The organism is Bacillus sp. 05T22 (assembly GCF_056396765.1).
The window spans coordinates 31,413-42,793 of sequence record NZ_JBFTMC010000050.1 but is presented as its reverse complement, the minus strand read 5'-3'; the positions used below and the strand labels follow the sequence as shown (position 1 = coordinate 42,793).

Annotated in this window: 11 protein-coding genes and 1 pseudogene; 11 read left to right on the top strand and 1 reads right to left on the bottom strand. The window is 33.6% G+C overall.

What is annotated here, in order from left to right:
- The 5 genes and pseudogenes from AC1DIT_RS15975 to AC1DIT_RS15955 form a co-directional block, all read left to right on the top strand.
- A pseudogene (locus tag AC1DIT_RS15975) lies at positions 1–167 on the top strand (cell wall hydrolase); the annotation flags it as partial.
- A 419-nt stretch (positions 168–586) separates the two neighbouring features.
- Positions 587–1,081, top strand: coding sequence for a transglycosylase SLT domain-containing protein (locus AC1DIT_RS15970; protein ID WP_016115144.1), 495 nt, complete (start codon positions 587–589; stop codon positions 1,079–1,081).
- A 104-nt stretch (positions 1,082–1,185) separates the two neighbouring features.
- Positions 1,186–2,982 (top strand): Xaa-Pro dipeptidyl-peptidase, encoded by a 1,797-nt coding sequence (locus tag AC1DIT_RS15965; protein WP_016115143.1) that lies wholly within the window; start codon positions 1,186–1,188, stop codon positions 2,980–2,982.
- A gap of 246 nt (positions 2,983–3,228) precedes the next feature.
- Complete coding sequence (locus tag AC1DIT_RS15960; RefSeq protein WP_016115142.1) at positions 3,229–3,459, top strand: hypothetical protein; 231 nt, start codon at positions 3,229–3,231, stop codon at positions 3,457–3,459.
- Positions 3,460–3,919: 460 nt separating this feature from the next.
- Complete coding sequence (locus AC1DIT_RS15955; protein WP_016115141.1) at positions 3,920–4,393, top strand: ankyrin repeat domain-containing protein; 474 nt, start codon at positions 3,920–3,922, stop codon at positions 4,391–4,393.
- 89 nt (positions 4,394–4,482) lie between these two features.
- Here the strand turns inward: AC1DIT_RS15955 and AC1DIT_RS15950 are convergent, their stop codons facing one another.
- Complete coding sequence (locus tag AC1DIT_RS15950; protein WP_016115140.1) at positions 4,483–5,409, bottom strand: aldo/keto reductase; 927 nt, start codon at positions 5,407–5,409, stop codon at positions 4,483–4,485.
- 288 nt (positions 5,410–5,697) lie between these two features.
- Between AC1DIT_RS15950 and AC1DIT_RS15945 the strand changes: the two genes are divergently transcribed.
- From AC1DIT_RS15945 to AC1DIT_RS15920, 6 genes are all read left to right on the top strand, one after another.
- Positions 5,698–6,051 carry an FtsB family cell division protein gene (locus AC1DIT_RS15945; protein WP_016115139.1) on the top strand — a complete coding sequence of 118 codons (354 nt, stop codon included), beginning with the start codon at positions 5,698–5,700 and terminating at the stop codon, positions 6,049–6,051.
- A gap of 179 nt (positions 6,052–6,230) precedes the next feature.
- The gene (locus AC1DIT_RS15940) at positions 6,231–6,983 is read left to right on the top strand and encodes a serine hydrolase (protein ID WP_016115138.1); all 753 of its coding nucleotides are present in this window, start codon (positions 6,231–6,233) and stop codon (positions 6,981–6,983) included.
- Between the two features lie 129 nt (positions 6,984–7,112).
- Complete coding sequence (locus tag AC1DIT_RS15935; RefSeq protein ID WP_016115137.1) at positions 7,113–7,439, top strand: DUF3870 domain-containing protein; 327 nt, start codon at positions 7,113–7,115, stop codon at positions 7,437–7,439.
- A gap of 67 nt (positions 7,440–7,506) precedes the next feature.
- Complete coding sequence (locus AC1DIT_RS15930; protein ID WP_016115136.1) at positions 7,507–8,556, top strand: dipeptide epimerase; 1,050 nt, start codon at positions 7,507–7,509, stop codon at positions 8,554–8,556.
- 79 nt (positions 8,557–8,635) lie between these two features.
- Positions 8,636–9,637, top strand: a complete 1,002-nt coding sequence (locus AC1DIT_RS15925; protein ID WP_016115135.1) for a C40 family peptidase — start codon at positions 8,636–8,638, stop codon at positions 9,635–9,637.
- A 39-nt stretch (positions 9,638–9,676) separates the two neighbouring features.
- Entirely contained in the window at positions 9,677–11,299 is a 1,623-nt protein-coding gene (locus AC1DIT_RS15920; RefSeq protein WP_016131483.1) for a peptide ABC transporter substrate-binding protein, read from the top strand.
- Positions 11,300–11,381 lie beyond the last annotated feature (82 nt).

Sequence of the window (11,381 nt, the reverse complement as noted above, 5' to 3'; positions counted from 1 at the left end):
TCAATGGAGAGAGGTACTGGCCTGGGAAATTTAGTTTATGGTATTTTAGGCCACCAGGCGATTGTCCTCAACAATGGTATAATCAGCCCTTTGTAGGACGTTATAAAAAGCACTGTTTTTTTCAACCAACAGCCGCAACCTGTGAACAAGTTTATAACACATTTTAAACACTGATAAAAAAGTCTGTAATTACAGAAAAACCAATCAAAAAATGAACTGCACCCTATAAAAAGACCTTTAGAAATTAAGCACTTAAAAAATGGTTCCGGTATTGTACGAAGGCACTGAAAAAGTGTTTGCTTTGAAAAAATAACACGCATTTTATCAATATGATGAAAAGAAAAAGGAGTCCATTACCTGTATATAGTAGGTGATGAACTCCTTTTTCTTATGAAGTGGACTTTTTCAGTGGCCTATATTGTACCGGAGCCATTTTTTTGAGTGTCCACGATTAGGGGGACAATTCAGATAACTTTCGTAAGCCCTTTTTATTTTTAAAAATTTTATTCTGTCAAATAGATGTCACATGAACATTTTATATTAAAAGTATACAGAATTAAACATAACCGATATAGGAGATGAATCTATGAAACAATTATTAAAATATATAGTAGTAATTTGTACTTTAACGCTTTTATGTTATGCAGCTTATATGAAATATGAAAAACAAAAGGAAATTGAAAATAATAAATTAATAATTACTGAAATCTCGAAGCAGTACGGTATACCAGAATGGATTCCACTTACAATTGCTAATCATGAAACGAAATTTAACCGAAAAGTAGTAGGTGATAACGGAACATCTTTTGGATTATTTCAGTTACACCGAGGTGGATTAGCACCTGCGCAACTATCAGAAGAAAATTTAACAGATGCGAAAACGAATGCGACAATAGCAATCTCACATATGGTGAGTTCCTATAAACGTGGAGTAAACAAAGGATTAACAGAATTAGCTCTTTTAAAATATGTTGCCAATACATCGGGATGGCCTGGAAATTTAGGAGAAGATTGGACAAATAATAATACGAAATATAATGTTGGGTTAGAGAAATCTTATAAGCTATATAAGAAAGATTAAAATATTACAAATTTCTCAAGTTTTCACCTCTTTATAGACTGAATTTTCTGTTATTTTGTTGTATAGTGAAAGAAGTGGTAGAAGAATATAAAGGGGGAAGGAATTTGAGGAAAAAACAGTTTGTAATTGCGCTTTCAGCAATGTTTTCTCTAACACTTACATCTGGCATATCTAGTATTACGGTACATGCAGAGCAGAAAGAAGAGAACTCAAAGAAATTTACTTTACCGCTAAATGGGAAAGTACCAGAAACGTTAGCTCAATCGACAAAGATTGAGTTAGAAAATGGAATGACGAAACCAATTTATTCACTTGATGAGGCAATTGTAGAAAATTTATTTGTAGAAACAGAGATTGATAGTGACCGAGATGGTAAAAAAGATCGTGTATCAATAAAAGTAATGCGACCGAAAACAGAACTAGGTGTGAAAGTTCCCGTTATTTATGAAATGAGTCCTTACCGTTCGGGAATAAAAGACGTACCAGTTTATAATGTAGATGAAGAATTACATCCTACTGGAGGCAAACCTTATGCAGGACCAGCTAATCTCGGTTCATACGGAAATTACTATGTTCCTCGTGGATATGCCGTTATTTTAGGGGAAAGCATTGGTACTGGAAAATCAGATGGATGTCCAACAACTGGTGATGAACAAGAAATCCTTGGTACAAAATCTGTCATTGATTGGGTAAATGGAAGAACAAAAGCATTTACAGAAGATGGTAAGGAAATAAAGGCGGATTGGTCTACAGGAAATGTGGGGATGACAGGTGCTTCATATAATGGCACATTGCCGAACGCTGTTGCAACAACAGGAGTTGAAGGGTTAAAAACAATTATTCCTATTGCCGCGATTAGCAGTTGGTATGATTATTACCGTGCAAATGGGGCAGTTGTTGCACCAGGTGGTTATCAAGGTGAAGATACAGATAATATGGCCGAAGCAGTATTAACGAGAAAAAATCCTGAAGTTTGTCAAAAAATCATTAAAGAGCTTACCGATGGGCAGGACCGAAAAACAGGAGATTATAATGATTTTTGGGACAAGCGTAACTACGTGAAGGATGCAAAAAATGTAAAGGCAAGTGTATTTGTTGTACATGGTTTAAATGATTGGAATGTAAAGACAAAACAGTTTTCACAATGGTGGGAAGCTTTAGGAGAAAATAATGTGCCACGTAAAATGTGGTTACATCAAGGAGGGCATGGGGGAACATCTAGTAATAACTGGCAGCAAACACAAAATAAATGGTTTGATTATTGGTTATACGGAATTGAAAATGGAATTATGAATGAACCGATGGTAGATGTACAGCGAGAAAATAAAACGTGGCAAAAATTAAAAAATTGGCCAGACCCTGCAGCAGCTCCGTCTAAAATACGTATGCTTTTAAGTAATAAAGCAGTAGATTTACCGCTTCGAATGGGTGCGGTACAACAAGTGTCTTCATTGTTAGATGATGCAAAAATTAAATCGAATCAATTACTAACAAATCCAGAATTAGAATCACCAAATCGGTTAGTATATGTAATGTCTAAGCTCGAAAAAGAAATGAGAATAAGTGGTACACCAAAAATTTCATTTAAGGGGAGTATTGATCGTCCAGTTTTAAATTTAACCGCATTACTTGTTGATTATGGCGGTGCGGAACCAGAAATTGTGACTAGAGGATGGATGGATCCACAAAACTTGAATGGAAAAGAACAGTCAACGCCAATTATACCAGGAAAAGATTACACATTTACATGGGACATGCAGCCAGATGATTATGTATTCCAAGCCGGCCATCAAATCGGAGTAGTATTAATTGCAAGTGACTATGACTATACGATTCGTCCAAAAGCAGGGACGAAACTTACAGTAAAGTTAAGTGAGTTAACACTGCCAATTGTAAAATAGAAGGAAGCCTCCGAATGTGGAGGCTTTTTTTGTACTGAAAAAAGGGGATGGATTCTAACATCAAATTGCCGAAAGGATGTTAGAAAGGGAATGAAAGAAGCGAAGAGAGTATTTCTAACTAGAAGAATACCCTACATTCTAGTATAAGTATTATGTTATTTTGAAATAACAACAGATTTATTATATAATATTTTCGTATTAATAATGGGTAATTGTGATTTTTAAAATAAGGAGAATGTATATCCTATGAAAGATGTAGATTTTATACTAGAAAGTGACGAAACATTAAAGCCATCTGAACGATTAGTATTATTACTATTAGAAAAACATAGAATTCTATATACAAATGATCTGTTAGCACTATCTAATTTATCATATAAAACATTAACGGATTCATTAACTGAACTCGTAGTAAAATCATATGTATTAAAAGATACAGGGAAGGGTAGAAGGCAAAATTGCTATAGGTTAATTTGAAAGTTATTGTATCTATAAAAGAATATAAAAATCATTTTTCGAATGAAATATAAAAATCATTTTCGTATTTTATTTGAAAAATACAATTTGAATAGGTGCCTAATAATGATTGTTTTTATATTAAAACTAATTAATCATTTTTGTATTTTCAAAAAGATATTCGAAATAGAAAAATAAAAATAAAATGTAATAAAGTCACTGCGGTACGGAGATTTTTTATTTCTATATAAATGTGGTATTTTATAGAAAGATACAAAAATATATTTTTGATTAAATCCAAAACAGTCCATTATAAAAATGAATTATTTTTTTATTTGTAACAAAGTAAGTAATGAAAATTAGGTTAATATTTATAATATTATTATGTAAACTTAAGTGGATTAAAAAGGAATTTCACATGCTTAATAGAATTATTTCATAGTTAGAAAATGAAATGAGTTTATGTAAAAGGGGGATAACAATGAATCCAATTGTAGTAATTACAAATGCTGTAATGAATGGAGAACAGGAGAAGGTAGTAGAATTAATAAATAAAGATCAAAACCTTGTGCATTCTTATACTGAAGATGGCTGGACACTGCTTCATTTGGCTGCTTATTTTGGTCATAAAGAAATTGCAAATCTTCTTCTGAAAAATGGTGCCAATTTACATGTAAAAGCGAAGAATCAAAATGAAAATACACCGCTTCAAGCAGCAATTGCAAACAAGAAAATTGAACTCGCTACATTTTTAATTAAGCAAGGATCGGATGTTAATGCTGTACAAAGTGGTGGTTGGACAGGACTTCATGAAGCAGCTTTATTAGGCGATGAAAAAATTGTAACATTACTTATTCAAAATGGAGCAGATAAAAGTATTAAAAAAAATGATGGTAAAACAGCATATGATATCGCATTAGAGAAGGGACATCAGCATCTTCTATACCTTGTATAAGGGAAATCGAAATAAAAAATACATATAAAATATGAGAATAATAGAGTAACAAAAAAGATTGGCAGCAATTCAATGCTACCAATCTTTTTTTAGAAGTCTCGTATATATGTTAATTCTTCTTCTAATAGAAGTGGGCGTACAGAAGCAGCAGTATTTTCTGCTGCTTGATTAGCTGTTTTTGCCCCAGGAATAGCAACAGATACAGCAGGGTGTGAGAGTACATAACGGAGGGCCAATTGTCCCAAAGTTCGTTTAGGGTTTGAAAGGTATCTCAATTGCTCAACCTTTCGTAAATCATCTTGAAACCATGTTTCTTTTGGCCAATCTTGTCGTAAATCGCCCTCAGGAAATGTTGTTTGCTCTGTAAACTTTCCAGTTAATATCCCCATTTTTAATGGCCCACGAATAACAGCCCCTAAGTTTTGCTCTTGTAAGTAAGGTAAAATATCATTTTCAGGTGCCCGGTTAAGTATGCTGTAGTCAAGTTGTACAACATCAATTTCACCGTCTTTATTAAAGTTCTTAATATATTGTAAATCATGTGTAGAAACACCAACCGCTCTTACTTTTCCATCTCGCTTTAAAATTTCAAATGCGCGAAGGAACGCTTCGGTTTCTTCTTTTTTGTCCCACCAAATATGACAAAAGTAAACATCAATATAATCTGTTTGCAGGCGAAGTAAGCTGGTTTCGAATACTGCAATTACCTTTTCTACTGTATCGTAGACAGGTTCTCCATCAGGATCATAGTGATGACCAATTAAACCTCCCTTTGTGGAAAGGACGATATCATTTCGATGTTCTTTTATTGCTTGGGCCACTAATTTTTCACTATGGCCTAACCCATATACATCAGCGGTATCAATAAAATTCACGCCGCATTCTATTGCCTTTTTCATTGCTGTGATAGAATGTTTGTCATTTACAGGACCCCATTCATCGCCACCAATTGCCCAAGCGCCAAATCCAATTTCAGAAACGATTAAACCGGTTTTTCCTAATGTGCGATATTTCATTTGTTTACCTCCTTAATTAAAGCAATTCCTAATAAACTATTCAGTGAAAAAGCGAATGTGTTTGAGAGATACGTTTGTTAAGAGTGAATTAAAAACATAAAACACTATTTTAGAGCACAAAAAATAAATATTTAATCTGAAATATAGATATGCCGTCGAAAGCTATCTCTAATTGGTTAATTTATGAGATTTTTTTATGGAGGAGCTTATTTTACGAGAAGAGAATTTAGGTTAGTAAGAGAGTATACCTGTGGTAGTGAAATAAAATGGGTTAGGGGGATTTAAAAAATGAGGAAACTCAAGAAAGTAAATGTTCCTAATACACCACAACAAACACAGTCTAATGAATACCGAGTTATGAATAAGAGAAAATTGCGTCGGTTTATTTTAGCTTTTATTTTTATTTTTTCAGCAACTTTTTATGTTCAATATATCCTTACTAAGCAACAAGAAATGATTGTAGAAAAGCGAGATACGATTAAAAACCAGCAAAAGCAATTACTTTCTTTAGAAAAAGATTCGCGTTATTTAGAGAGTGAAGTTGAAAATTTGACAGATAATGAAGAAGAAATTTTAAAGTTTGCGAGGAAAAAGTATCAATTCTCTAAGCCGAATGAAACTATATTTGTACTACCTAAGTAGATATACAGTAATGAAAGGAAAACATCTGTAACAGTTAGCAAATAGCTAACTGTTTTTTTATATATTAAATATTTTTATTCGTTCTTTGTAGGCAGTAATACTTTCTTATTTTATAAAAAGATATGTCATAACTGAGAATCTTTAGAGATGATATAATTCTCAAAAAAGGAGAGGGTAATATGAAAAAAGCAGACTTTATATATGAATTAGAGAAACGGATTGAAAGTATAAACGGAGATGTAAGTGTCATGATACAAGGGGGAATTATGTATCGGTACAATGAACAATTGGTGCATCCATCAGCTAGCCTTATTAAGTTACCTATTCTTTCGTGTGCTATAGAAAACATAAAGGATGGAACCTTAAATCCATATGAATTAATTCCTATTTCATCCCTCGAAAAGACTGGAGGAAGTGGCATTGTTGCTGCATTACATACACCAAATGTAACGATACAAGACCTCATTACATTGATGATTACAGTTTCTGATAACACTGCGACAAATTGGCTTATAAATAAGTTGAAAATAAATGATATTCAAAAACATATTGATTCACTGCAGCTAAATGGAACGAAACTACAACGATATATGATGCAAACATCTAAAGAAACGGGAAAAGATAATTTCGCAACAGCTGAAGATATTGTAACTCTACTAAAGCATTATGAAAACGAAGAACAATTTTATAACCCACTTCAAATGCAGCAATTTACCCATAAATTATGTGGGAAGTTAGAGGGGATAGAAGGACTTTCCATAGCAAACAAAACAGGAGAACTGCAAACTGTTACACATGATGTTGCACGATTGAACATAAATAACCACATGGTATATGTAGCTGTTTTAAGTTCAAATGTTGAATGTGTAAATCATACGAATTATATATTTTCAGAGATTGGACATTTAATTGTACAATATTTACTGAAATAAATATTGTTAAAATTCTGTAAATTGTATATAATATACAGTAAGCGAATACATTTCTTAATTAACGATGAGTCTACAGCTTATTCGCCTGTTAAGAAAACCGTTATCCTTGTATAAGAAAGGAAGATTTATGTGTACGCTTCTAATACGATTTATATCGTAGGGGACGCAAAAGCACCTCAAAACAATCCAATTACAGAAAAATTTAAAAGCTACTTTGTTGCATTTGTTGTTGAAAAAGATACAGGGAAAATTGTGGATACAGATTGTTCAGCAACAATTTCATTAACGAGCCAATTTGTAAAACATTTATTTCTACATAGAAATATGAATGATCCACAATTAGTAGAAGAAATTAACAATCGTTATTTCGGATCGTCTCAAAAAGCATTACTTGTAGCATTAAAAGATGCACAAAAAAAATATAATCAAATCGCTGCTTTGTCTACACATTCATAGACAAAATCCAGCCATAAGATTCATTCTTATGGCTGGATTTTTTTATTGGACAGAAAGGATGAATGAAATGAAAATCATGGATCTAACAGTAAAACGTCGCTATATCAAGCTTCATACACCATTTAAAACAGCTTTGCGCACTGTAACCGAGATTGAGAGTATTGATGTTTTTATTCACACAGATGAAGGGATTGTAGGAAAAGGGGCTGGGGCTGCGACTCCGGTTATTACTGGGGATTTTGCAAGTGGAATGGAAGAAGCTATTTTAGGACCAATTCGCTCTGTGTTAGTCGGGAAAGAATTGCAGCAATTTCAAACGTTGTTGTTACAGGTTCAAATGAGCTGTATAGGAAATACGAGTGCGAAGGCAGCGGTTGATATGGCTTTATATGATGTATATTGTCAGTTTCATAATATTCCATTATATGCGTTATTAGGTGGAAAGAAAGAGATTCAAACAGACATTACAGTAAGTGTTGATGAACCTTTATTAATGGCGAAAGAAGCAAAAAATCATGTAGAAAAAGGCTTTAACACATTAAAAGTTAAAGTTGGTAAATCAACAGAATTGGATTTAGAACGTATTGAAGCGATCAAAAATGTTGTGCAGGAGGATGTAACTTTGCGATTAGATGCAAATCAAGGATGGAGTCCAAAAGAAGCTGTATCGATTATTCGAGAAATGGAAAATAGAAATTTAAATATAGAATTTGTAGAACAGCCCGTTCATGCGAAAGATTGGGAAGGAATGAAATATGTAAAAGATCATGTGCAAACACCAATCATGGCTGATGAAAGTGTTTTCTCGGCGCAAGACGCTTTAAAGCTTGTTCAAGGACAGTACGCTGATTTATTAAATATTAAATTAATGAAATGTGGCGGGATACGGGAAGCATGGAAGATTGCCGATATTGCTGGCGCTGCCGGTGTAAAGTGCATGGTTGGTAGCATGATGGAATCATCGCTTTCTGTGGCGGCAATTGCACATGTAGCAGCCGCTCATCCAAATATTCACTACTTTGATCTTGATGCTCCTTTATGGTTAATGGAAGAGCCAAGCGGAATCACATATAACGGACTAAGGGTAAACCTGCATCACGCAGTGAATATAGAATAAAGTTTCAGCAGAAGAGTTGTTTTTGAGGTCACGTTTTGTTTGAGCAGGGAAAAATATGAATAAAAAGGAGGATGTGTTTATGAGGAAACGCATTACTGTGCTTTTTAGTTGTTTGTTAGTATTTTCATCTATTTCTGTTGTGAATGCTGAAGAGGTAAAAAGTAATCAAGCGTATGTAGATGTGGCAGCAGCAACATTATGGACTGGGCCAAATTTGCTTCGTCCAATTGATGAACCAAGTGCGATGAATCCTGTTAATCTATGGAAATGGACGAAATCGATGACGCTCGATGAAAAGCTTTGGTTAACAAGTACAAATAAATTAGAAACACAAGCTTTATTGGGGCAAGAAGTAACAATTATTGATCGGCAAGGTGAGTGGGCAAAAGTAGTTGTTCATGGTCAGCCAACGCCAAGAAATGAAGCGGGATATCCAGGATGGGTCCCGGTAAAACAGCTAACCTATAATCAAGAATTTGCAGAGAAAAAGGAACAACCATTTGTTCTTATTACAAAACCGACAGCTATTTTATATATTAATCCATCTGATAAATATAAATCTTTAGAGGTTAGTTATAACACACGCTTACCACTAATAAGTGAAGATAATATGTCGTTTCGTGTATTATTACCAAACGGACAAAAAGCATGGTTACGGAAAAATGATGGAACGGTTTATAAATCGCAAAATGACATTCCTGTTCCAACAGGCGACGATTTAGTGAATACTGGGAAGTTATTTTTAGGATTGCCGTATATATGGGCTGGAACAAGTGGTTTTGGCTTTGATTGTTCTGGTTTTACACATACAATTTACAAATCTCATGGTATTACAATCCCGCGTGATTCCGGTCCACAATCAAAAGCAGGTATTGCTGTTGAAAGAGAAAACTTGCAAAAAGGTGATTTGCTGTTTTTTGCTTACAATCAAGGAAAAGGAAGTGTTCACCACGTAGGAATGTATATTGGAGATGGGAAAATGATACATTCTCCAAATGCAGCGAAAACAGTTGAAATTATACCAGTAGATACACCTGGTTACATTGAAGAATATGCAGGTGCACGTCGCTATTTACCTTAAGATGAAAGATTAATAGGGATTTAAAAAGGGGGTTTTAAAGTGAAAAAGGTTATTCGCTTTTCATTGGTTAGTACGTTACTTCTTTCTTCGTTTTTAGCTGGTTGTGGAAAAGAAAAGACCACTACAAAACCAAAAGAAGAGAAGAAAGTATTGCAGTTAACAGAAACAGGAGAAATTCCATCATTAAATTCCTTAAAAGTAACAGACGCTGTTTCATTTAATGTATTAAATAATGTAATGGAAGGATTAGTTAGACTTTCAAAAAACGATGAGGTCATTCCTGGAATTGCTCAAAAGCATGAGATTAGTAAAGATGGGAAAACATATACATTTCATTTGCGTGATGCGAAATGGTCTAACGGTGATCCTGTAACAGCACATGATTTTGTATATGCTTGGAAGCAACTTGTTAATCCAGAAACGGGCTCTGAATATGCATATATCATGTATGATGTGAAAAATGCAGAAAAGATAAATAAGAAACAAATTGGATTGGATGAATTAGGAGTAAAAGCTCAAGATGATAAAACGTTTACTGTAGAGTTAGAACATCCTGTCCCTTATTTTACAAAATTACTTTGTTTACCATCCTTTTATCCAATTAATGAGAAGTATGCGAAAGAACAAGGAGATAAATATGGTTTAGAAGCAAATAAAACTCTATATAATGGACCATTTACATTATCAGAATGGAAGCATGAAGCAAGTTTTACAATGAAGAAAAACAATCAATATTGGGATAAAAAAGAAGTGAAATTAGATGAAGTAAATTACCAAATTGTTAAAGAAATTTCGACCGTAGTAAATCTATATCAAACAGATAAAGTTGATCGTGCTGTTATTTCAACAGAATTTGTTGATAAATATAAAAATGATAAAGAATTGAAACAATATACAGATTCGGTTATGTATTTCTTCCGATTTAATGAAAATGTACCAATTCTAAAAAACAAAAATGCCCGCCTCGCACTTAGCATGGCTTTTGATAAAAAGGGACTTGCGACTTCATTTTTAAACGATGGATCAGTACCTGCAAACTACTATGTTCCAAATGGCTTTTTAAAAGGGCCAGATAAAAAAGATTTCAGGGAAACAACGACAGAGTTTAATAAAACGAATGTGAACAAGGCAAAGGAATATTGGGAAAAGGCCAAGCAAGAAACAGGAACGAATGAAGTTACGTTAGAAATGTTAAACTATGATTTAGAAAACTTTAAAAAAGTAGGGGAATATATTAAAGAACAACTAGAGAAAAATTTACCAGGATTGACGATAAAAGTGAAACTACAACCACATTCTCAAAAACTAGCGTTAGAGAAAAAGAAAGAATATGAAATGTCATTATCACGTTGGTTACCGGATTATCCAGATCCAATGACTTACTTAGAGGTCTTTATTTCAGAAAGTGGTGTCAATAATACTGGCTATGCAAATGCAGAATATGATGCATTAATTAAAAAGACAAAAATGGAATTAGGAAATGACGAAAAGGCACGTTGGAAAGCGATGCAAGATGCAGAGAAAATGCTATTGGATGATGCGGTAATTGCACCGGTGTTCCAGCGCGGATTATCTTATTTACAAAAACCATATGTTAAAGATTTATATGTACATCAATTTGGACCCGCGACTAGTTTGAAATGGGCAGATGTGAAAAAATAAAATGAAGTATAAAAAAAACAGACTGTGCTTAGAGAACAGTCTGTTTTTGTATATAACAATGTTTCATTCTTGAAATTAATAA

What these genes read in the sequence shown, in the direction of transcription:
- AC1DIT_RS15970 (WP_016115144.1), top strand. Translation starts at nt 587, where the DNA reads ATGAAACAATTATTAAAATATATAGTAGTAATTTGTACTTTAACGCTT.
- AC1DIT_RS15960 (WP_016115142.1), top strand. Translation starts at nt 3,229, where the DNA reads ATGAAAGATGTAGATTTTATACTAGAAAGTGACGAAACATTAAAGCCA.
- AC1DIT_RS15955 (WP_016115141.1), top strand. Translation starts at nt 3,920, where the DNA reads ATGAATCCAATTGTAGTAATTACAAATGCTGTAATGAATGGAGAACAG.
- AC1DIT_RS15950 (WP_016115140.1), bottom strand. Translation starts at nt 5,409, where the DNA reads ATGAAATATCGCACATTAGGAAAAACCGGTTTAATCGTTTCTGAAATT.
- AC1DIT_RS15945 (WP_016115139.1), top strand. Translation starts at nt 5,698, where the DNA reads ATGAGGAAACTCAAGAAAGTAAATGTTCCTAATACACCACAACAAACA.
- AC1DIT_RS15940 (WP_016115138.1), top strand. Translation starts at nt 6,231, where the DNA reads ATGAAAAAAGCAGACTTTATATATGAATTAGAGAAACGGATTGAAAGT.
- AC1DIT_RS15930 (WP_016115136.1), top strand. Translation starts at nt 7,507, where the DNA reads ATGAAAATCATGGATCTAACAGTAAAACGTCGCTATATCAAGCTTCAT.
- AC1DIT_RS15925 (WP_016115135.1), top strand. Translation starts at nt 8,636, where the DNA reads ATGAGGAAACGCATTACTGTGCTTTTTAGTTGTTTGTTAGTATTTTCA.